Origin of the sequence: Tardiphaga sp. 841_E9_N1_2 (assembly GCF_051811065.1) — a bacterium.
GTDB classification, from domain to species: Bacteria; Pseudomonadota; Alphaproteobacteria; order Rhizobiales; family Xanthobacteraceae; genus Tardiphaga; species Tardiphaga robiniae.
Genome location: NZ_JBPWQC010000001.1, coordinates 3,825,221 through 3,847,541 on the forward strand (window position 1 = coordinate 3,825,221; position 22,321 = coordinate 3,847,541).

Genomic DNA, 22,321 nt, shown 5'->3' on the forward strand with positions numbered 1-22,321 from the left:
CATGCATATCGTCGATAGACGCCTGAACCCGAGCAGCAAGAGTCTTGAGAACCGCCAGCGGTTCTTGCGACGCGCGAAAGCTCTGGTTCAGGGAGCCGTCAAGAAAGCCTCCCAGGACCGCGACATCAAAGACGTCCTGGAAGGCGGCGAAGTGTCCATCCCGCTCGACGGGATGAACGAGCCCCGCTTTTATCGCGAAGGCGGCATTCGCGACCGGGTGTTGCCCGGCAACGTGAAATTCGTGGAAGGTGATTACCTTCAGCGGCCGCAATCGAAGAGCGGCAGATCGAACGATGCCGGTGAAGGCGACGGCGAGGATGCATTCCGGTTTGTGCTCAGCCGGGAGGAGTTCGTCGACATTTTCCTCGACGACCTGGAACTGCCGGATCTTTCCAAGCGCAAGCTGGCCGAAGTCGAAAACGAAGGCCTGCGCCGCGCCGGATATACGACGTCCGGTTCGCCTGCCAATATCTCGGTCAGCCGCACCGTACGCTTGGCCATGGCACGACGGGTTGCACTGCAGCGACCGCGACCCGAGGCCATTGCACAGTTGGAAGCTGAACTGGAGCATTGCAATGACGAGCGCTGCCCCGAATTGCTGGCAGAGATCACGCGGCTGAAATCCAAGATGCGGCGGATTCCGTTCATCGATCCCATCGACATCCGCTATCGCCGCTTCGAGAACGTGCCGAAGCCGGTGGCGCAGGCGGTGATGTTCTGCCTGATGGACGTCTCCGGCTCGATGTCCGAGCACATGAAGGATCTCGCCAAGCGGTTCTACATGCTGCTCTACGTCTTCCTGACGCGTCGCTATCGCAAGGTCGAGATCGTCTTCATCCGTCACACCGACCGTGCCGAGGAAGTCGACGAGCAAACCTTCTTCCACGGCCCCGCGTCGGGCGGCACGCTGGTTTCCAGCGCACTGCAGGCCATGCATGAGATCGTGCAGTCACGCTATCGCCCCGCCGACTGGAATATCTATGCCGCACAGGCCTCGGACGGCGACAACTCCTATGCCGACGGGGATCTCTCCGGTCGCCTGCTCAAGGACATGATCCTGCCGGTGACGCAGTTCTTCGCCTATCTGGAAGTGGGCGAGAGCGGCAGCCACCCGTTCGAAATGTCGGAGTCCTCACTGTGGACGCTGTATCAGCGGCTGCGCGCGGAAGGTGCACCGCTGTCGATGCGCAAGGTCAACGACCGCAGTGAGATTTTTCCGGTGTTCCACGACCTGTTTCAGCGTCGCCAGGCCAAAGAGAGGGTGGCTCCATGACAGACCGTCTCTATGAAGGTGCCGACTGGGACTTCGCCACATTGCAGCGCATCCACGATGCCTGCGAGGAGATCGCCGAAAAAGAGCTCGGCCTCAACGTCTACCCGAACCAGATCGAAGTCATCACTGCCGAACAGATGCTCGACGCCTACTCGTCCGTAGGCATGCCGCTGTATTACAAGCACTGGTCGTTCGGCAAACAATTCGCCCATCAGGAAGCGTCCTATCGCAAGGGCCTGATGGGCCTGGCCTATGAGATCGTCATCAACTCGTCGCCATGCATTTCCTACCTGATGGAGGAAAACACGGCGACCATGCAGACGCTGGTAATCGCCCACGCCGCTTTCGGCCATAATCACTTCTTCAAGAACAATTATTTGTTCAAGCAGTGGACCGACGCCGACGGCATTCTCGACTATCTCGATTTTGCCAAGGGCTACGTGGCGCAGTGCGAGGAAAAGCATGGCCGCGCAGCGGTGGAGCAGACGCTCGACGCCGCTCATGCGTTGATGTCGCACGGCGTCGATCGCTATCCCGGTAAGAAATCGCTCGATTTGCGAGCCGAGGAAAAGCGCGCCAAAGAACGCCGCAATCACGAAGAAACCTCGTTCAACGATCTGTGGCGCACGGTGCCGACGGGGCGCACGAAGAGTGCCTCACTGCTCAGCGCGGAGCGACGACGCGCTCTGCTCGGCCTGCCGCAGGAAAACCTGCTGTATTTTCTGGAGAAATCCGCACCGCGCCTGAAGACCTGGCAGCGCGAACTCATCCGCATCGTCCGGCACATCTCGCAATATTTCTACCCGCAAGGTCAGACCAAGGTGATGAACGAAGGCACGGCCACTTACGTGCACTATCGCATCATGAGCCGGCTGCATCAGACCGGACAGATCTCGGACGGCAACTTCCTGGAATTCCTGCAATCGCACACCAATGTCGTGTTCCAGCCGAATTACGACGACCGGCGCTTCTCGGGCTTCAACCCCTATGCGCTCGGCTTCGCAATGATGCAGGACATCGAAAAAATCGTCACCGATCCGACCGACGAAGACCGCGCGTGGTTTCCCGATATCGCCGGCAAAGGCGATGCAATGGCGGTGCTGCGCGATATCTGGGCCAACTACCGCGACGAGAGCTTCGTCAGCCAGTTCCTGAGCCCACGACTGATGCGCCACATGCGGATGTTCCACCTGCATGACGACCCGGCCGTGTCGGAAGGCATCCGCGTCGACGCCATCCATGACGAGCGTGGCTATCGCCGCGTCCGACGTGTACTGGCGCGTCAGTACGACGTCGGCCTGATCGATGCGAATATCGAAGTGGTGGACGTCGACCTCGCCGGCGATCGCCGGTTGATGCTGAAGCATTCGGTGCTCAATGGCGCCCTGCTTAATGAGCCCGATGCGAAGCGGGTGCTGCAGCATCTCGCCGATCTCTGGAGCTACGACGTCTCGCTTGCCGAGGTCGATGCCTCCGGCCTGGTGCTCAAGGAACATGTCGCCCATCCTCGCGTGATGGCTGCGGCCGCCTGATCGATCCCTCTCCGTTTCCTCCCGCAAACTCCCCTGCCCGGCTTGTCGCCGGGCGGGGACTTTCGCTCGGACAAAATATAGGGTAGGGGACTATCCTATGTCGCATCTCACCGCTAACAAGACCAAGCTGCTCGCCCGGGTCCGTCGGCTCGCCGGCCAAATGGCCGCCATCGAGAAGGCCATCACCGAAGACGCCGGCTGCGCCACGATTCTGCATCAGGTCGCAGGCGTGCGCGGCTCCGTGAGCGGGCTGATGGATGAACTGATCGAGGACCATGTCCGCGAGCATGTCGCCCATCCCGGTCTCAGCGCCGACGACCGGGCGGCCGGCGCCGAAGAACTCGTCGCCGCTATCCGGCGGTACGCGAAATAAGGACCGGCAGTATGCGCACCCACGACATCGACCACCTGTCCCACGAGCACATGTTTCTTGGCGACAATCACGACGAGAACACCCGCCGCACGCTGTGGGTGGTCGTCCTTACGGCGCTGATGATGGTCGGCGAGATCGTTGCCGGCACTGTCTTCAACTCGATGGCGCTGCTGGCTGACGGCTTCCACATGGCGACACATGCCGTGGCGCTCGCCATTGCTGCGGGCGCTTATGCCTATGCGCGCCGCAACGCGCATAACCGCCGCTTTACTTTCGGCACAGGCAAAGTCGGCGATCTCGCCGGCTTTGCCTCCGCATTGGTGCTGGCGATCATCGCCATCGGCATCGCCGTCGAATCCGTGCAGCGGCTATTCAATCCGTCCACAGTCGCCTTCGGCGAAGCCACGGTGATCGCCGTCATCGGCTTGATCGTGAATATCGCCAGTGCGTTTCTGCTGAGCGGCGGGCATCATCGCGACGGTCACGACCACGACCATCACCACGACGCACATCATCGCGACAACAACATGCGCTCCGCCTTCATGCATGTGCTGGCCGATGCTCTGACGTCGGTGCTCGCCATCGTCGCGCTGATAGCCGGCCGCTATCTTGGCTGGGTCTGGCTCGATCCTGTGATGGGCATCGTCGGCGGCATTCTCATTGCCGCCTGGGCGTGGAATCTGTTGCGCGACACGGCGGCCGTGTTGCTGGATACGTCAGATCCACATCTGGAACAGGAAATCCGCGATGAGGTCGAGCGCCCCGGCGATGCCCGCATCTTCGACCTCCACGTCTGGCGCGTCGGCCCTGGTGCGCATGCTGCGATCGTCGGCTTTGCCGGCGGAGCGAGCACAGAGACGGTGCGGCAGCGCCTCACAGCCGTACATGAATTGCAGCACGTGACTGTGGAAGCGCGCTAGCCCCGGACGCGCATCTCCCACGTTACGAGCCATGCGGCGAAGCGGGTTGGCATTCTCCGCATGGCTGATTAACCTGACGTCATCATCGCCAGCCAAATGGCGGGACGTGCCGATTGCGGCGCGCAAAAAACGTCTGGGACGAACATGCAAGGACAGATCCCGCCGGGAACCTCAACGCCGGCCACCCGCCATGAAGTTCTCTACAGCGACCGCGTCGTCACCTGTTTCTCCGATCGTCCGCCGACCCTCGACGCCATGCTGCGCGCTGCTGTCGCGCGGAAGCCGGAGGGCGTCGCGCTGGTGCTCGGCGAGGAACGAGTCGCCTATGCGGAGCTCGACCGCGTCGCGGAGAATGTTGCCCGCAATCTGATCGCCTGCGGCTTCAAGAGGGGCGAGCGCATCGCGATGCTACTCGGCAACTGCCTGGAATTCATCTTCTGCGCGCTCGGCGCCGTCCGCGCCGGCATGATCGTCGTGCCGCTCAATACGCGGCAGCGCGCACCCGAGATCGACTATGTGTTGCAGCAGTGTGGGGCTTCAGCGCTCGTCTATGACGCCGACTGCGAGGCCAACCTGCCCGCACCGCGTGCGGACTTGCGCAATCAGTGGGTGGTCGGCAGCGGCCGTGCGCCATCCTTTGCGGAGCTGACGAAAGATGCGCCTGCCGCTGCGCTTCCCGAACTCCATCAGGAAGACACCGCTTTTCTGCTCTATACGTCAGGCACCACTGGCAACCCGAAAGGCGCGATGCTTACCCATGCCAGCATCATCCATTCGCTGCTGAACTTCCAGCACGGCTATGGCCTGCATGACGGTGACGTCACCATGCTGGCGGTGCCCGCATCGCATGTCACCGGCCTCGTGGCACTGATCCTCGCGACCATCAATGTTGCCGGCACCACCGTGATCCTGCCAGCATTCAAGGCGCCGGAATTTCTGGCCGTCGCCGCGCGCGAGCGCATGACCTACACGCTGATGGTCCCGGCAATGTATAATCTCTGCCTTCTGCAGCCGGATTTCGAGCGTCACGATCTGTCCTCGTGGCGCATCGCCGGCTTCGGCGGCGCGCCGATGCCGGAAGCCACGATCAAGCGCCTCGCCGAGGTGCTGCCGAAGCTCAATCTCTGCAATGCCTATGGCGCGACCGAAACCACCTCACCCGCGACGATGTTTCCGCCCGGCGCGCCCGTCAGCAAGATCAATTCGGTCGGACGCCCGGTAACCGGCGCACATATCATCATCGCTGATGACGATGGCCACGAGGTGCCGGCCGGCCAGGACGGCGAATTGCTGATTGCCGGTCCGATGGTCGTACCCGGCTATTGGGACAATCCGGATGCGACTCGCACCGGCTTCGTCGGCGGCTATTGGCGCTCCGGTGATATCGGCCGCATGGATGCGGATGGCTATGTCTATGTGGTCGACCGCAAGAAGGACATGATCAATCGCGCCGGCTTCAAGATCTACTGCACCGAGGTCGAAAACGTGATGTCACATCATCCCGCCATCGTCGAAAGCGCAGTGGTGGGCAAGCCGGATCCAGTGCTGGGCGAACGCGTACACGCCTTCGTCTACAGCCCCGATGGCGGCAATGAGGCCGACATCCGCAAATACTGCGCGGAGCGACTGTCCGACTACAAGGTGCCGGACACCATCACCTTCCTGAAGGAGCCGCTGCCGCGCAACGCTAACGGCAAAATCCTCAAGACCGAGCTACGCAAGATGATGGCGAACTGATCACCAAGCGGCGACAGCACCATCCGAGCGTGGGTCCGTCGCGCCTTCGAGCACGCCGTTGGCGTGCAGCACGATGGCGCCGGCATGGCCCATGGTGCCGGTGTAGCTGCCGAGCACCTCGACCACGTGACCGGCATCCCGAAGCTGCTGGATCAATGCGGGATCGAAGCGATCCTCGACCTTCAGCGTGACGCTCTCGTCGCCCCAGGTCTTGCCGAGCAGCCAGCGCGGTGCGGTCACGGCCTGCTGCAGCGGCATGCCGAACATGCCGTAGCGCGAGAACACCGCAGACTGTGTCTGCGGCTGACCTTCGCCGCCCATATTGCCATAAACCATGCGGCGACCGTCATCGAAGATCGCCATCGCCGGATTGAGCGTGTGGAAGGGCTTGCGGCCCGGCTTCAGCGCATTCCAGCCACTCTCGGCAAGCCGGAACGAGGCGCCGCGGTTTTGCCAGCAGATGCCGGTTTCCGGCAGCACGACGCCGGAGCCGAACTCGAAATAGACCGACTGGATGAACGACACCGAACGGCCCTGTTCGTCGATGACGCCGAGCCAGATGGTATCGCCGGGCTTGCGCACATGCGGCCACGGCAGCGCAATCTTGCGATCGATATGGCGCGCCAGTTCGTCCAGCTTCGCATCGTCGAGGAATGACGCCGGATCCACCGTCATGTGATCGGGATCGCCGACATGCTCGTCGCGGACGATGAAAGCCTGCTTGGTTGCCTCGACGAGGCCGTGAATGTGATCGAAACCTTCGGCCTGGGTGACGCCGAGCCGATCGAACATCGCGAGGATCATCAGCGACGACAGACCCTGCGTCGGCGGCGCCATGTTGAACAGCTGCGCGCCGCGTACGGTGGTCGATAGCGGCGGACGTTCGCTGGCTTGATGGTTCTGCAGATCGGCCGCGGTGACGGGCGATGCGACCTTGGCGAGGTCAGCGGCGATCGTGTCGGCCAGCTTGCCGTTGTAGAAACTCTCGAAGCCCTCAACGGCCAGACGCTTCAGCGTCGCGCCGAGCGCCGGCAGCTTCATAATATCGCCTTCGGCCGGCGCCTGCCCGTTCGGCATGAAAGTCCCGGCGAAATTCGGCTGGTCTTTCAGCTCCGCGAATTTCTCAGACGTCAGTTCGGATTGGCTGCGCGTGACGACGATGCCGTTCTCGGCATAATAGATTGCGCTGTCGAGCAGGCGTTCGCGCGACAGCGGCTTCTGCCAATGCTTCGAAACATCCAGCGCCTTCTGCCAGCCGGACACGGTCCCGGCGACGGTATTGGCAGCGAGCGGTCCGCGGAACGGAATCGCCGAAGCGCCCTTCGACGCATAGTAAGCAAGGTCCACCGCTGCGCCGGCGCGACCGCAGGCATCCAACGTGATCGGCGCCTTACCGGGCTCGGCGATCAGCCAGAAGCCGTCGCCCCCGATGCCGGTCATGTGCGGATAGACCACTGCGAGCGCCGCCGCTACGGCGATCGCCGCTTCCACAGCGGTCCCGCCGTCCTTGAGCACATCGAGACCGGCCTGCGACGCCAAGTGATGCGGCGAGGTCACCATGCCCCGTCGCGCGCGCGGTGTTTCAAGCATTCGTCGTCTCCAGAACTCGTGGCATGCCAGCTTTGTTTGGCGCAGTCGTAACGCGTCCAGCCGATGATTCAAGCTTTTCGGGCGACAATCTCGCCGTCCCGGGCAACCAGCCGGCCGTTCTTGTAGACCGCGCGGCGCCTTGGCAGATCGACCACGGCCTGCGGCACGTGCGGTGCATCGATGGCGACAAAGTCGGCCTTGGCGCCGACGCGGAGGCCGTGATCTTCCAGCCGCAGCGCTTTCGCACCACCGGCCGTGACGATGTCGAAGGCCAGCATCAGATCTTCGTCGGTGTTGAAGCCAGAGCGATAGCCGATCATCATGGCCCGGCCGAGCATGTCGCCGTCGCCATAGGGCCACCACGAGTCGCGGATGTTGTCGCAGCCGCCGAACACCGTGACGCCGGCAGCGCGCAACAGCTTCACCGGTGGAAACGGCCGCGCACCCGGCGCATTGGTCATGATGGCGACGCCGCTCGCTGCCAGCAACTCGGCTGTTCGCTGCACGACATCTGGAGCGACATCGCCGAGCGAATAAGCGTGGCTGATGGCGACATGGCCCTGCATGCCCAGCGCCTGCGTGCGCGAGCAAATCTGTTCTATCTCGAAAATGCCGAGCATCGAGGGATCGTGCAGATGGATATCGACATCGCCCCCGCGGCGCTCGGCGATGCCGAACACCACATCGAGATGTTTCTCGACATCGCGGTCGAAGCCACCGGGATCGAGACCACCGATCACGTTCGCGCCGAGATCGAAAGCAGCATCGAGCAGATCCAGCGTGCCCGGACTGCGGAGGATGCCGCTTTGCGGGAAGGCGACAAGCTGGATATCGATGAGGTCGCGATGCGCCTCACGCACGGCGAGGATGGTCTCCAGCGATGTCAGGCCGACCGAGCCATCGACCATCACATGGCTGCGCATGCGCGTGCTGCCGTGACCGAGGCAAAGCTCAAGCTGGCTCTGCGCACGCTCGGCCATCGGCGCGGCCTTGGCCATGTTGTCTGCCTGGATGGCGACACGCTCCTGCACGTTGAAGCCGTTCGAATAGGGCACATGCGGCCGCCAGATATCGCCATGGAAACTGGTGTCGAGATGAACGTGACCTTCGACGAAAGACGGGATTACAAGCGTGCCGCCGAGATCGACGGTCTCTGCGGCTGTCAGTGTTGGATCGCTGCCGGATATGATCCCGGTGATCAGACCGCCACTGACGGCAATCGTGTTGAGGCTGCCGTCGGCGAATTTCGCCCGCGTAAAAATTTTGTCGATGTCGCTCACGCCAACCTCTCGGACTGATCTGCTGCCGTGAGGTTACAGGAGGACGGCGCAGCATGCATCCGCATGCGGGCCACTGCATGGCCGATGTGCGGATCAGCTTTCGCGCGCAGCCTTGATCAGGTTATCGCGCAGCGTGGCAACGCCCTGCTGCATTTTCTTGAATTCGTCGGGCTCAAGACCGGATGCCTTGACGAGATTCATGGTCAGCCCCTTCTCGCGCAACCGCCGTCCTTCGTCGGTCAGGCTGATCACCACCTGCCGCTCGTCCCCGGGATCGCGCTGCCGGCGCAGATAGCCCATCGCTTCGAGCTTCTTCAGGATCGGCGTCAGCGTGTTGGACTCCAGAAACAGCTTTTCGCCGAGGCTGCCCACGGTCTGCCCGTCCTCCTCCCACAGCGCCACGATGGCGATGTACTGGGTGTAAGTCAGACCGAGCTTTTCGAGGATCGGTTTGTAGGCCCGGCCATAGGCCAGATTGGCTGAATAGATCGAAAAGCAAAGGAAATCCGACAGTTTCGGCCCGGCCTGCTCGGATTTGACCGATTTTAGCTTGCTTGATGACATGTCCGCACTCCCGTCAGGACACGAGAACGTGACCTATCGCATCCATATATATCGGATGCGATTAAATCGGAAGAGTTGACAGATGGATCGGAGCCGTTATTTGTATCGCACTCGATTACATCGCGTACGATACAAGTAGGAGCTACGACCATGACCTCGACCACCATCGAAAAGGTTCTCTATACCGCCCAGACCCACACCACCGGTGGCCGCGATGGCGCCTCGCGCAGCTCTGACGGCCGGCTTGAGGTCAAACTGTCGCCTCCCGGCTCGGCCGGCGCCGGCACCAATCCCGAGCAAATGTTCGCGGCCGGCTGGTCGGCCTGTTTCATCGGCGCCATGGGGCGCGCCGCCGGCAATCTGAAGGTCAAGCTGCCGGCCGACGTCGCCGTCGACACCGAAGTCGATCTCGGCACCACCGGCGGCGACTTCTTCCTGCAGGCTCGCCTCAATGTCAGCCTGCCCGGCCTCGTGCCGGACGTCGCGCGCCAGGTGGTCGATGCCGCGCATCAGATCTGCCCTTACTCGAAGGCAACGCGCGGCAATATCAATGTCGCGATCAACCTGATCTGACCCTCACCTTCTTTCGCGGACCGTCAACCGGTCCGCGGATCGCGGCGCTCCCCCGAATGGTCGCCGGCTTCACTCGTGTATTTTGGAGATCACCGTGACGCTCTTCATCCTCGCTTATGCGGCCGGCCTGCTCACCATCGCATCGCCCTGCATCTTCCCGATCCTGCCGATCATTCTCGCCCGCGCGGACGAACCGTTTCGCCGCAGCGGATTGCCCTTGCTGATCGGCCTCACACTGACTTTCGCGGCGGCCGCCAGTCTCGCCTCTGTCGCCGGCAACTGGGCGATCGAGGCCAATCGTTACGGCCGTAGCATCGCCCTCATCGTGATGACGCTGTTCGGCCTGGCACTGCTGTTGCCGACTCTCGCCACGCGACTGATGGCGCCGCTGGTGCTACTCGGCGTGAAGCTGTCCGGCTGGGCCGGCCAGAATGATGCAAAGGCCAACCGCACACCGGTCGGTTCGCTGCTGCTCGGCATAGCGACGGGCCTCGTCTGGGCACCCTGTGCCGGACCGGTGCTGGGCCTGATCCTCACCGGCGCGGCACTGCACGGGCCGGGAATCGATACCGTGTTGCTGTTGCTCGCCTATGGTCTTGGTGCGGCAACGTCACTCGCCGCCGGCATGCTGTTGGGCGGACGTTTGCTCGCCAAAGCGCGCGAGCTGATGCCATGGAGCGACGGCGTGCGTCGCGCGCTGGGTGGCGCAGTGGTGCTCGGCGCCATCGCGATCTGGGCCGGGCTGGATACGCGCCTGCTGACGCAACTATCACTGCCGTCAACGACGGCGTTTGAAAGCAAGCTGATCGACACGCTCCAGCCCGCACCATCCGCGCAGGCCGGAACGTCCGTGGGCAATGCCACGGCTCGTGCGACGCTGTCGGGTCCGCTTGCGTCGATCGTGGGCAGCAGGCAATGGCTCAACACGTCACCGCTGAAGACTGAAGACCTGCAGGGCAAGGTCGTGCTGGTGAATTTCTGGACCTATTCCTGCATCAATTGCCTGCGCGTGCTGCCGCATGTCCGTGCCTGGGCCGACAAGTATCGCGATCAGGGCCTCGTCGTGATCGGCGTACACACGCCGGAATTCGCCTTCGAGAAGAACGTTGGCAATGTCAGCACCGCAACGACGAAGCTCGGCGTCGGCTATCCCGTCGCGATCGACAACGATTTCCGGATCTGGCGCGCCTTTAGCAATAATGCATGGCCTGCCCTCTACTTCGTCGGTGCCGATGGTCGCATTCGTCATCAGGCAATCGGCGAGGGCAACTATGCGACGTCGGAAAAGGTGATCCAGCAATTGCTCGCCGATACCGGCCACAAGCCAACCGACAACGCTGCAACCGTGACAGCCGAAGGCACGCAGGTTGCGGCGGACGAAGTCCAACTCCGGTCGTCGGAAACCTATCTCGGCTATGAACAGGCCACCGGCTTCACCTCGCCCGGCGGCGCACGCGAAGACGTGCCGAACCTCTATCGCGGCATCGACATGCTACCGCTGAACCGCTGGACGCTGGGCGGCACATGGACCATCGGTCGCGAATATGCGCAGCTCGACGATACGTCAGGTCGCATCGCCTATCGTTTCCACGCCCGCGACCTGCATCTGGTTCTCGGCCCATCGCCGGACGGCAAGCCGGTGCGCTTCCGCGTGACCATCGATGGTGCGGCGCCCGGCGCCAGCCACGGCACCGATACCGATGCCGAGGGATATGGCACCGTCACGGATGCAAAACTGTATCAACTGGTGCGGCAAGTTGGCGACGTGACCGACCGCACATTCGGAATCGAATTCCTCGATCCGGGCGTGCGGGCCTATGCATTCACCTTCGGCTGATGACGACGGCTATTGATAGGTCGCCACGATATCCGCGACGGCGCGCTCGAGTTGCTGCGCCGTCGCGCATTGGCGCACGACATTGCAGAAGGTCGCATAGCGCGGCATTTCGGAATCGCCGAAGCCCCAGCCCATCCGTCCTTCCGGATTGAGCCAGACCAGCCGCTTCGAACGCTCGCCGATGCGGCGCAAGATGTCGGCGCGCGGATCGAGATTGTTGCTGCGGGCATCGCCGAGCACAATGACCGTGGTCTGCGCCGTGATCGCGCTCATGAAACCCTTCTCGAAATCGACGAAGGAGCGACCATAGTCGGACGAGCCGTAGCCAACCGACGACATGATCTGCTTCATCGCCTCTTCAGGTTTGTTTTTCTCCAGGACTTCGCTGACTTCGATCAGGTTGCCGGAAAACGCGAAGGAGCGCACATCGGACACAACTTCATGCAGGCTGTGGATCAGCAGCAGGAAGAAGTCGGAGACCTGCGCAACCGAGCCCGAGACATCGCAAATAGCGACGATCTTCGGTTTGTCACGATGGCGGCGCTTCCATGCCGTCATGAACGGCACGCCGCCCCATGCGGCATTGCGACGAATGGTGCGGCGGACATCGAGATGCCCGCGGCGCTGGCGTTTGCGCGGCTTGCTGAAGCGCTCGCGCAGCCGCCGCGCCATCTGCCGGATCAGAACGCGCATCTGCGCGATCTGCCGCTGTTCCAGCCGCGCCATCGGCGCATTGCGCAGGATCTCATTGCGCAACGCCTCTTTCTCCTCGCGGCCATAGAGCAGCAGCGCCTGCGCGACCATTTCGCTGACGGTCTCGCGCAGGCTGCCGAGCGCCGTTGCAAGCCGTTCTGCATCTGCCGGATTGCGGGTCGTGAGCGCGTCGATGTCGTCGCGCAATTGCGCGATCCCGAGCTGCTCGAGCACCCGGCTAGCAAACAGCCCCCGCTGGGTGAAGACACGGATGTCGGTCAGGCCGGCGGCATTCGATGCGTTTGAAAGCGCAGCGGCAATGGCGGCGCGGTCCTGCGCCAGCAGCATCTGCGCGAGCGAACCGAGTTGGGTCGAATCCTGTGCCGACGCGGTACCTGCCGCGGCGTCGGTCCCGCTCTCGCTTGCCCCCTCGCCAGTCTCGTCGTCGTCATTTGCCGCGGACGGCGCGTCGAAATCAGGATGGGTGAAGAACGTATCGAAACAGGCAGCGAGCGCCGCCTTCTCGTCGCCGGATTTCGCCAGCGTCAGCAGCAGCGCATCGCGCAGGATGCCGCGATCGGAGGGACCGACCTCGGCGACCGCGCGCATCGCATCGATACTTTCGGCGGGCGAGATTTTCACCCCGGCGCCGCGCGCCGCCCGAAAGAAGCGATGCAGCGTGTCGCGCATGGCTAACCGAACACGCCCTGCCGGTCGGCCTTGGCAACGAAGCCCGAGACCTGCGGCAGTGTCGCTTCAATATCGCCTTCGTATTTCAGCAGCACGTTGAGCGTGTCTTTCACCATCTCGTGGCCGAGTTCGGATGCGCCGAGCAGCACCAGCACCTTGGCCCAGTCGATGGTCTCGCTGACCGACGGCAGCTTCTTCAGGTCCAGCGTGCGGACCTGATTGACGAAACCGACAAGCTGCTTGCGCAGTGTCGCGGAAACACCGGGCACGCGGGTTTCGACGATGCGCTCTTCGAGCTTGGGCTCGGGAAAGCCGATATGCAGATGCAGGCAGCGGCGCTTCAGTGCGTCGCCAAGATCGCGCTCGCCGTTCGAGGTCAGGATCACGGTCGGCGGTACGATGGCTACGACGGTGCCAAGCTCGGGGATCGTGACCTGGAAGTCGGACAGGATTTCGAGCAGCAGCGACTCGAATTCGGCGTCGGACTTGTCGATCTCGTCGATCAGAAGCACGCAGCCCATCGGCTGTTCCAGAGCGCGCAGCAACGGACGCGGCTCGACGAACTCCTTGGAGAAGAACACGTCGCCGAAATCATGCAACTGGTCGAGAGCCTTGGCGAGCGTATCGGCGCCGCCCAGCACTTCGCCGAGTTTGTCCTTCAGTATCTGTGTGTAGAGCAGCTGCTTGGCGTATTTCCACTCATACAGTGCCTTGGCCTCGTCGAGGCCCTCGTAGCACTGCATGCGGATCATCTCGAGGCCGCGCGAGGCGGCGATTGCCTTGGCGAGTTCGGTCTTACCGACGCCGGCCGGACCTTCCACCAGAATCGGCTTCTCGATCTTCTCTGCGAGATAGACGGCGGTGGCGATCTGCCGGCTGGCGATATAGCCGGCGGAGGCCAGACTGCGCTCAACGGCTTCGATCGATGCTGACGAACTGGTGTTCTCGGCCACGCGCTTCACTCCGGATTTCGCATACTGGAATAAGCCCCTTAAACAGGTTTTGGGCGCACGCGCCCGGCTCATTTCGGCGTCCTGATTTGCTACGTGGTTCAGCCGGCGGCGTCCAGCGCCACCGGCTCATCGCTCAGTTGCGGCGGCTGGGGGCCTGACAGTTGAGCGCCTTGCGGTACCCCGCGGCGCGGGCGTCGTCCTCGCTGCAAAACCAGCGATCCGGCTTCGGCTGGGTCGCGTAATTCTGGCATTGGGGAATGAGATAGACGCCAAGATGGCCGGTAAACTTGGCCCGGCGGACCTGTTTCGCCCGGATATTGCAGCCCACCGGCATCGCGAGATCGGTGGGAAACAGCGCCGCGCGCAGCTCCTTGTCCTTGTCGCTCCGACAGGCCGAGCCGAGCAATGGGCTGTCGCTCGCCTTGCGGCGGAACTCCGCGGGCGTCACGAAGCACCCGCGCCACAGCCCTTGGCGCTTGTCCTTGGCCGCCGTCTCATCGGGCTTGAAGCTGGTCTTGGCGCTTGCCTTGTCCGACGGTTCGATGCTCACCGCATAGCCCGATTGGATCACCGCCTGATTGAGGCTACCCGTCTCGCCAACGACACTGCAGAGACCGGCGCGACGGTTCTTGTAGATCTTGTCCTCGCCAAGGTCCTCACAGCGAACCTCGCGCTTGCCGATCAGCTTCACCAGCTGGTCCCTTGCTTCGACGCCGCAGGCCCAGTTGTCGGCATGTTCGTCGACACAGGGCTGATCCACCTCCGGCGCGTCCAGGCCGGCAAGCTTGTAGGCGACATTGCCGATCTGGATGGTGTCGCCGTCCTTGACGATGGCTTCGACCGCCGAGGCCGGGTTGGCGACAAGCAGCAGGACGAACAGGGACAGGATGCGCATCAATCTGGTCTCGGGATCGGCACGGGGAGGGCTGCGATCAGTCCTATCGCAGCAGACGCGCCCACGAAAGAGACATCACGCGCACTGCGCCGTCACACCGCAACCAGCATCGCCACGCCGACGACAATCAGCGCGATCCCCGACAATTCGCGTGCCGAAAGGGGCTGCTTGAACGAATAATAGGCGACAGCCTGCGCGAACAGCACCTCGACCAGCGCCAGCGTCCGGACATTGGCGGCGGCCGTAAGTGCAAATGCCAGGAACCAGAATTGCGAGGCGGCTGCGCCCATGAAGCCGGCCAGCATCGATGGCTTCCACAGGCCGAGGATGTCGCTCAGCACCTTTGGCGCGCGAGCCAGCAGATAGATCGTCAGGATCAGCGTCTGCACGAACAGCGCCCAGACCAGTGCATAGGAGGCCGCCGTCACGAAACTCACACCGGGCACGGTGATGATCGCGCCGCGGAAACCCACTGCCGACAGTGCGAAAGCCGCTGCCGCAACCAACCCAAGGACCGTCGGCCGGATGCTGGCGATATCTCTGGTCGCGCCGGGCCGAAGCGCGGTGACGACGACACCGACGGTAGCAATCAGGATCGCTGCGACCTTCAGCACCGTCAGATGATCGCCGAGAAAGACGAAACCGAAAATCGCGGTCTGGATCGCCTCGGTCTTGAGATAGGCCGTAGTCACCACAAAGGAGCGATCATTCATCGCTGCCAGCATGAGCCCCGTAGCAAATATCTGGCTCAGCGCGCCGAGTAGCAGCCACGGCCAGAATTCGGCTGATGGCCACGGCACCTTGTCGCCCGTCGCCAGGATGATCACCACGAAAAAGACGATCGAAAACGGGAAGCCGAACAGGAAACGGATGTTGGTCGCGCCCCAGGTCCCGAGCGGCCCAGTGAGCGAACGCTGCATGGCATTGCGCGTCACCTGCCCCAGCGAGGCGATGATAGTGAAGGGGATCCAGAGCGAGGCGATGGTGAACATGAGGCAGGATGGGTCCGCGAGCGATGGCGCGGAACCTGACTGCGTCACGCCGCAGGGTCAAGCGGCCTGCGCCCATGCCTGCGATGCGATCGCGACCGCCTCGGACGTGGCTTACCAAACCAAGCGCACGACGCCCTTGCCGGCATGGCTGCGGGTGAGGTTGGAGAACTCGCCCTCATACGTCGCCCCGACCGACAGACCGCCTCCGAGCATCACCTCCGCACTCGCGCTGGTCAGCGCAGCATCGGCTGCCATCGCCGCGCCATTCACGACGAAGCTCGCGCCAGGCAGCGACTGGAACGAGGCCTGCGCGACGCGATCGCGATTGAAGTCATGCGCCCATGCGGCGCGCCCACGCAGCGTGAGCAACGCCTGATCTAAAGCGAAGGACTTGTCGGTACGGAGGCCAAGTTCGCTACGCGTGGCAGTGACGTTGCGTCCGGTGTAACTGAGCGTAAAATCATTGCCGCCGGAGACAAGCGTCTCTGCATAGGCCGGCAGGTCGATATTCGTGACTTGGCCCGCGGCATAAGGCGTCAAACCGACGCCGCCAAGCCACGGCAGCACGCTCCGATGACCGGCTTCGGCGCGCGCCGAGAAAGCGTGCGCGGTGAAGTTCGCGCGCAGCCGGTCGGCATCGACGATGGTCACCAGCCGCTCGGTGGTGATGTTCTGCCACCCGTAAGCGAGCGCAGCTGTGATATAAGCGGGGCCTTGGTGATGGCGGATGAAGCCACCGATCTGGAACAGGTCCGAATGACCTGAACCGAGATTATCCGACAAGCCGAAGCTGGTGCCGCCGCCAGCCACGGCGAAGCCGGCAAGCGTCTGTGGCGACAGCCAGGTATCGGCGCCGACGGCAATGCCGCCGATCCGGCTACTGCTATCGTGCGAACCAACGACCGTATTGCCGTCGGTCGCCTGACCACCACCGAAGCCCGCAGCCCAGACGTTCCAGCGCGCTTCGAAGCTCACCGCCACAGGTGGCGCTTTGGTGATCGCACCGTAGGCGTCGCGCCAGGGCGTCGGTGAACGATCGGCCGCCGCGAAGGCATTCGAAGCTGTGTTCACGGTTGCGAGGCCGCGATTGGCAGCGAAGGGATCGGTCAGCACGCCCATGAACTGCGTCATGGCCTGCACGGTGCTCTGTTGCACGCCGGTCGAGAGTTCGCCCGACGATTGCGTCAGATCTTCCGGTGCCATCGCGCCGAGCGCATAGGGGATGCCGCCATGGCTGCCGAAATAGGCATTCAGCGACGAAGCGATACTGTTCTGATTGATGTTGAGACCGGTCAGCTTCAGATCGACATTGAGATAGACGTTTTGAGCATCGTAGCTCAGTGTCGTGATGAACGAGGGTGGTTCGTCGCTGACGATATTCGGGCTGAACCTGCCCGTCATGCCGCCTGCGGCGTTCAAAATGGTATAGCGTTCACGCACATAGGCCGCGGGATCGAAGCTGACGCGAACGCCTGCATTGTTGAGCGACGCGGTGCCTGTGACATTGGTCCGATCCGCCGCCGAGCCAGATACTTCGACCATGTAGCTCGAAGCCGCGGCAAACGTCAGATTGCCTTGTACTGACAGTAGCCCGACCGAATTGCCGGGCGACAGCATGCCGCCATCCTGGATTTGCGTGGAGCTGACGATGCCGTTGCCGCCGAGCGTCGCGCCGCGTTCGACACTCACCATCGACGACGCGGCGATCGAGCCGTTGACGCTGAGCGTTCCGGCCTTCACGTCGGTGGCGCCCGTATAGCTATTGAGTCCGTCGAGGCGCGTAATGCCCAAGCCGCTCTGCGTGAATGAACCGCTGCCCGAGATCGCGCCCGCCAATATCATCAACCCGTCGCGCTTCGCGACAAGTTCTCCATTGTTGATGACATTGCCGATGATCGATCCTGTGAAACCACCATCACCGATCTGCAGAATGCCCTGCGTGATCTCCGTACCACCGCTGTAAGTATTGTCTGCCGTCAGGACCGTCGTGCCGGTGCCGACATGCCGGAACATGCCGTTTCCCGTGATCGTGCCACCGAATGTGTAGACATCGGAACGGAAAATCTGGAACGTGCCATTATTGATGACATCGCCAATGATAGAGCCCGCTGTGCTGCCAGTGCCGAGCTGCAGCATACCGGCAGAAATCAACGTGCCACCGCGGTAGGTGTTATCATTGCTAAACACTGTAAGGCCCGCCCCGACCTGGATGAAAGCGCCGGGACCGGAGATGACGTCATTATAGGAGAAATTATCGGATCGGTTGAATGCCAAAATACCATTGTTCGTGACGTTGCCGGACAGTGTGCCGGTGGTGCCGCCATTGCCGATCTGCAGCGTGCCGGCATTGATCGTCGTGCCGCCGCTGAAAGAGCTGATGCCTGCCAGAACCAACGTGCCCCAGCCATCCTTGGTCAAGGCGCCGGCGCCCGAGACGCTTCCTGTAGTCGTGAATGTCGTACCGAACAGCGTCTCGATTGTGCCGCTGCCGGAAAGCACAATACTTCGCACGGACGTGATATCGGCCAGCGTCAGCAGCGTGCCACCCGAGAGCGTCAGCGTGCCCGTGCCGAGATTGGCGTCCGCGAGAACTGCAACGGCGCCGCCGGAAACTGTCGTGCCGCCCGTGTAAGTATTCGCTCCAGACAACAGCAGCGTGCCGCTGCCGGATTTCACGAGGCTGCCGCCCACGCCCGTGATTGTACTTGCGATGACCGTATCGCTCGCCTGATCGAGCGTCAGTTGCGCACTGGCGAGCGCAATCTCGCCACCGAAGCCGATCAGCGAATGCGTCGTGGTGTTGTAACCGTTGAGATCGAGCTTGCCGCTATAGACGATCACGTCACTGCCGTTGGGCAGTGCACCGGAAGCGCCAAGCTGCAGCGTGCCAGCTTCGAGTAGCATGCCGCCAGTCCAGCTGTTGGTATTGGCCAACAACAGAGTGCCGTCGCCGGCCTTGATCAAGCTGCCGGTGCCGGACACCGTACCGGTGAGCACCAGCGCCGTTGCGGCGTCGGCATCGATCTCGCCGATCCCGAGCAGCGAGACGTTCCGTGCTGAGGCAATGTTTGCAGTCGTATGCAAGATGCCGTTGTCGAAGGTGAGACCGCCGGTTGCAGCGCCGAGATTCGCATTCGACGAAATCTGCAGCGTGCCTCCGCTGATGATCGTGCCGCCAGTATAGGTGCTGGTGCCGGCGAGCACGAGCGTGCCGCCACCCGTCTTGTTCACACCACCGGCGCCTACAATCGGAGCCGAAATCGTCGCCGTCTCGCCCGACAGAACACGCAGTTCACCAATGCCGTCCGAACCGGACAACGCGGTTGGCCGCAGTTCGCCAGTGCCTTGAACAAGGTTGTAGAGGCCACCAACGAATTGCAGCCCATAGAATTTCTGCGATCCATCTATCGTGACCGTGCCGCCCGGGCCGTTGAAGACGCCATAAATGGATCCCCACTGGGTATTGGCAACACCGCCCAAATCAAACCAGTTGTTATTAAGCGCATTCCAGGTTCCGCTGCCACCCGCAGTACCGCTCGACGCATCATCCCAACGTTGGAGGATGTCGGTGCCATTGGGCGAAGCAATGAGATCGACCACATGGAGCCGCGAACTGTCGATCGAATAGGTGACGGGAAACAACCCCGACATCGGGGGCATCGTGCCGATGGTCAGTCCGGAGATTGACGAACCGCCGGTGTAGTTGATCATACGATAGTAACCGACCGCAGGTTCGCCCGTACCGCTGATATTAAAGGTTACATCGTGGAGCGAAACATCGCCATTGACGAAAACACTCGCTGATGTTGTCGAGACTGCTCCGTTCGAGAAATGACCGAGATTGAAATCAAAGGCGCTGCCGGCGAGCATCGACAGGTTGCCGTTCACCGTCAGACGACCCGTGCCATCAGGCACGAGCGTGCCACCATAGAGCACCGTGGTGGCTCCGACGGAGCCATTGCCGGTGAGGCGTCCGCCCGCATCGACATTAACCGTGCCGCCGAGTTGTCCGGTCACGCCAAGCGTTGCGCTCAGGATTTCCGTGGTGCCCGTGAAAGCCACACTGCGGCCGGACAGGATCGTGGTGCCTGACAGCACGTTGATCGCGCCAGTGCCGGTGATGAGATTGTTGAAGAGATAGTCGCCGCTCGTATGGTTGAAATTGAGCGTGCCGCTTTGTGCGAGTTCAACCAGGCCTGTCACAACACCGGGAGCCAGAACCGCTGCTCCGGGTTCGGATCCGATATTCAACGCGCCACTGACGCCAGAGGCGCCTACTTGAATAGTGCGTGCTTTCGCAGCGCCCCCATTGCTCACCGTCAGCGCGCCGACGGACGCTGCGCCGATCTTCAGGGTCTGGGCATCGAGCATCGATCCGGTGCCATCGATCCTCACCGTGCCACGCGTGACATAAGACGCATCGTTGCCAATTGAAGCGATCGCTGCAGTTACATGCATGCCATCCGCAATCAGCAACGAGCCGTTGCCGCGATAACCGATGAACAGATTGGTATTGAGCCACGATGCGCCTGGGCCAGAAACGGTGACATTGGCATCGGTACCGCTGTCATAGCCGACATAGCCATTGGCCGTCGTCAGTCTGGCGCCGCCAGCAAAGGCCAGGCTGCCGGCATTGGCGTGCAAATCGCCGGCGAAGGATGCCGATATCCCCGAAAGCGTCCAGACGGCGTCGCCATTTTTTTCCAGCACCGAAAAGCCCCGATACTTCGTGCCCAATCCGGAGAGATCGAACGTCGCGTTCTGATTGCCACCCAGCGCAAAGATATTGGGATTGCTCGCATCCAGGCCGACGACGACATCGCCTGTAATGTTCGCGCCGGACCATAGCTCCAGCCTGTTGCCACCGCCGGTGAACAGAATCGCCGCAGCGCGCGATCCGTCGACGTTTCGCCCGCCCTCGATCGTCCCGGCCGCGACGACCGTTATGCCGGCGTTCTGCCCAAGGATGGCGACTCCCGCCGCTCCATTCGCACCGGCGTGACCGTTGCTTCCATTGCCGAGCTCCCAGCCGCCGCCGCCCGGGCCGGCTGTCCCGCCCGCTCCGGCATCGCCGCCCTGCACCAGTCCACCATTGTCAACGCGCACAGTGCCGGGGCTCGCCAGAACAACGCCGGTGCCGCCAGCACCGCCGGCGCCGCCATTGCCACCATTGCCGCCGGAAACGCCTTGGCCGCCCGATCCACCCGCCCCGCCGGTCCCGCCGGTCCCGCCGAACACCGAGGCGCCGCTTCTAATGACGGTCATGCGCGCGCTTTCGACGACGATGCCGGCGCCGCCATTGCCACCATTGCCTCCACTGCCGCCATCGCCGCCGACGCCGCCGTCGGTCGCGGTGGTGATGCAGGGCGGCTGTCCGCCCGGGCAATAGTTACCGATACTATCCGGCGCGCCCGTGCCTCCATTGCCGCCGGCGCCACCCCAACCGCCCGAACCGCCTTTGATAGCGGGCGCGAGCGTTTCTAGGGTTTGTCCGGATGCGTAGAGGCCTATTCCGCCGCCGCCGCCTCCACCCCCACCTCCACCGCCGCCGCCGTAGCCGGGGGCCATGAAGGTTCCGTAATACGCCACGACACCATCGCCACCATCGGCGGCGGCGCCGCCACTGCCACCTGCGCCGCCCGCAATGAACTGGTTGCCCGGAACGAACGACCCGCTGAATATCGCGCCGGTGCCGCCACCGCCGCCACCGCCGCCGCTGCCGCCGTCATGGCCCATTCCGTGAAACCAGTTGCTGCCATCTCCACCCTTGAGCCGCTGGGGACGCTTCCCGGGCGATCCCGCGCCTCCCTGGATTTGACCGCCTGGGAGTTGCGAGCCGTTGAAGCCCAGGTTTCCACCCTGGCCGCCGTCTCCCCCTCCATGGGCATGCGCACCACTGCCGCCCTTGCCGCCATTGCCGATATAAGCGTTCTTCAGCGACTCGTTCTTGGCATTCCTGCCGCCGCCGCCGCCGCCTCCGCCACCATTGGCAGGATCGATCACACCGCCTATTCCGCCCGCTTTCGGATTACTGGATGCATGCGCTCCACCATTTCCGCCGACGCCCGAAGCCTGCGCATGAACCGCTTGCGACGAGGCAATCGCCGCAACCACCAGCACCAGACCGGCAAGCGACAGCGTCATGGCTGCCGACGACATCAATGTGTTAGCACGGCGCACGCCGGTGACGCTGCTCATGTCCGAGCCGCTGCGGCACGCTGCGCTGACGACGAAAAATACTGGGAGCTTCACGATTCGACTCCAGCTCGCAGATCCACGCGAGTGAAGTTCCATGAGACACGCGATCGCATGACGAGTCGCAATCAAAGATCGACGAATCGACCTATAGGTTCGACGAACGCCCTGCAGGTTTTTCGCCTGTTGAAACGTAGCAACACACAACGCGAAAAATACTCAAC

General features: G+C 62.7%; 15 protein-coding genes. 7 read left to right on the forward strand and 8 right to left on the reverse strand.

What is annotated here, in order from left to right; genetic code table 11:
* Window position 1: 1 nt before the first annotated feature.
* The 5 genes from AB8A50_RS18465 to AB8A50_RS18485 all read left to right on the forward strand — a co-directional run bounded on the left by AB8A50_RS18465 (window position 2) and on the right by AB8A50_RS18485 (window position 5,835).
* Window positions 2–1,273 carry a YeaH/YhbH family protein gene (locus tag AB8A50_RS18465; protein WP_439079994.1) on the forward strand — a complete coding sequence of 424 codons (1,272 nt, stop codon included), beginning with the start codon at window positions 2–4 and terminating at the stop codon, window positions 1,271–1,273.
* Window positions 1,270–2,805 (forward strand): SpoVR family protein, encoded by a 1,536-nt coding sequence (locus AB8A50_RS18470; protein ID WP_439078522.1) that lies wholly within the window; start codon window positions 1,270–1,272, stop codon window positions 2,803–2,805. The genes AB8A50_RS18465 and AB8A50_RS18470 overlap by 4 nt, the downstream gene beginning before the upstream one ends.
* Before the next feature lie 97 nt (window positions 2,806–2,902).
* The gene (locus AB8A50_RS18475; protein WP_231078968.1) at window positions 2,903–3,178 is read left to right on the forward strand and encodes a metal/formaldehyde-sensitive transcriptional repressor; all 276 of its coding nucleotides are present in this window, start codon (window positions 2,903–2,905) and stop codon (window positions 3,176–3,178) included.
* An 11-nt stretch (window positions 3,179–3,189) separates the two neighbouring features.
* Window positions 3,190–4,098, forward strand: coding sequence for a CDF family Co(II)/Ni(II) efflux transporter DmeF (dmeF, locus tag AB8A50_RS18480; RefSeq protein WP_439078523.1), 909 nt, complete (start codon window positions 3,190–3,192; stop codon window positions 4,096–4,098).
* A gap of 144 nt (window positions 4,099–4,242) precedes the next feature.
* Complete coding sequence (locus AB8A50_RS18485; protein WP_439078524.1) at window positions 4,243–5,835, forward strand: class I adenylate-forming enzyme family protein; 1,593 nt, start codon at window positions 4,243–4,245, stop codon at window positions 5,833–5,835.
* On the opposite strand, the gene AB8A50_RS18490 is transcribed toward AB8A50_RS18485, so the two are convergent.
* From AB8A50_RS18490 to AB8A50_RS18500, 3 genes are all read right to left on the reverse strand, one after another.
* Window positions 5,836–7,425, reverse strand: a complete 1,590-nt coding sequence (locus AB8A50_RS18490; protein WP_439078525.1) for a gamma-glutamyltransferase family protein — start codon at window positions 7,423–7,425, stop codon at window positions 5,836–5,838.
* Window positions 7,426–7,493: 68 nt separating this feature from the next.
* Window positions 7,494–8,705: an amidohydrolase family protein gene (locus AB8A50_RS18495; protein WP_439078526.1), complete on the reverse strand. Its 1,212-nt coding sequence runs from the start codon at window positions 8,703–8,705 to the stop codon at window positions 7,494–7,496.
* Window positions 8,706–8,798: 93 nt separating this feature from the next.
* Window positions 8,799–9,269, reverse strand: coding sequence for a MarR family winged helix-turn-helix transcriptional regulator (locus AB8A50_RS18500; protein WP_231078961.1), 471 nt, complete (start codon window positions 9,267–9,269; stop codon window positions 8,799–8,801).
* 150 nt (window positions 9,270–9,419) lie between these two features.
* On the opposite strand from AB8A50_RS18500, the gene AB8A50_RS18505 reads away from it, so the two are divergent.
* Entirely contained in the window at window positions 9,420–9,842 is a 423-nt protein-coding gene (locus AB8A50_RS18505; RefSeq protein ID WP_439078527.1) for an organic hydroperoxide resistance protein, read from the forward strand.
* A gap of 94 nt (window positions 9,843–9,936) precedes the next feature.
* On the forward strand, window positions 9,937–11,679 hold the full coding sequence (locus AB8A50_RS18510) for a cytochrome c biogenesis protein DipZ (protein WP_439078528.1): 1,743 nt from the start codon (window positions 9,937–9,939) through the stop codon (window positions 11,677–11,679).
* A gap of 9 nt (window positions 11,680–11,688) precedes the next feature.
* Here AB8A50_RS18510 and AB8A50_RS18515 read toward each other — a convergent pair whose 3' ends face one another.
* The 5 genes from AB8A50_RS18515 to AB8A50_RS18535 all read right to left on the reverse strand — a co-directional run bounded on the left by AB8A50_RS18515 (window position 11,689) and on the right by AB8A50_RS18535 (window position 22,154).
* Complete coding sequence (locus tag AB8A50_RS18515) at window positions 11,689–13,062, reverse strand: vWA domain-containing protein (RefSeq protein ID WP_439078529.1); 1,374 nt, start codon at window positions 13,060–13,062, stop codon at window positions 11,689–11,691.
* A 2-nt stretch (window positions 13,063–13,064) separates the two neighbouring features.
* Window positions 13,065–14,015 carry an AAA family ATPase gene (locus AB8A50_RS18520; protein WP_244628323.1) on the reverse strand — a complete coding sequence of 317 codons (951 nt, stop codon included), beginning with the start codon at window positions 14,013–14,015 and terminating at the stop codon, window positions 13,065–13,067.
* Window positions 14,016–14,148: 133 nt separating this feature from the next.
* Complete coding sequence (locus tag AB8A50_RS18525; RefSeq protein ID WP_439078530.1) at window positions 14,149–14,910, reverse strand: thermonuclease family protein; 762 nt, start codon at window positions 14,908–14,910, stop codon at window positions 14,149–14,151.
* A gap of 92 nt (window positions 14,911–15,002) precedes the next feature.
* Window positions 15,003–15,902, reverse strand: coding sequence for an EamA family transporter (locus tag AB8A50_RS18530; protein ID WP_439078531.1), 900 nt, complete (start codon window positions 15,900–15,902; stop codon window positions 15,003–15,005).
* 111 nt (window positions 15,903–16,013) lie between these two features.
* Entirely contained in the window at window positions 16,014–22,154 is a 6,141-nt protein-coding gene (locus tag AB8A50_RS18535; protein ID WP_439078532.1) for an autotransporter-associated beta strand repeat-containing protein, read from the reverse strand.
* Window positions 22,155–22,321: the final 167 nt, after the last annotated feature.

Coding starts and splice junctions, on each gene's coding strand:
- AB8A50_RS18515 (WP_439078529.1), bottom strand. CDS start 13,062: ATGCGCGACACGCTGCATCGCTTCTTTCGGGCGGCGCGCGGCGCCGGG.
- AB8A50_RS18500 (WP_231078961.1), bottom strand. CDS start 9,269: ATGTCATCAAGCAAGCTAAAATCGGTCAAATCCGAGCAGGCCGGGCCG.
- AB8A50_RS18475 (WP_231078968.1), top strand. CDS start 2,903: ATGTCGCATCTCACCGCTAACAAGACCAAGCTGCTCGCCCGGGTCCGT.
- AB8A50_RS18525 (WP_439078530.1), bottom strand. CDS start 14,910: ATGCGCATCCTGTCCCTGTTCGTCCTGCTGCTTGTCGCCAACCCGGCC.
- AB8A50_RS18530 (WP_439078531.1), bottom strand. CDS start 15,902: ATGTTCACCATCGCCTCGCTCTGGATCCCCTTCACTATCATCGCCTCG.
- dmeF (WP_439078523.1), top strand. CDS start 3,190: ATGCGCACCCACGACATCGACCACCTGTCCCACGAGCACATGTTTCTT.
- AB8A50_RS18490 (WP_439078525.1), bottom strand. CDS start 7,425: ATGCTTGAAACACCGCGCGCGCGACGGGGCATGGTGACCTCGCCGCAT.
- AB8A50_RS18505 (WP_439078527.1), top strand. CDS start 9,420: ATGACCTCGACCACCATCGAAAAGGTTCTCTATACCGCCCAGACCCAC.
- AB8A50_RS18485 (WP_439078524.1), top strand. CDS start 4,243: ATGCAAGGACAGATCCCGCCGGGAACCTCAACGCCGGCCACCCGCCAT.
- AB8A50_RS18465 (WP_439079994.1), top strand. CDS start 2: ATGCATATCGTCGATAGACGCCTGAACCCGAGCAGCAAGAGTCTTGAG.
- AB8A50_RS18470 (WP_439078522.1), top strand. CDS start 1,270: ATGACAGACCGTCTCTATGAAGGTGCCGACTGGGACTTCGCCACATTG.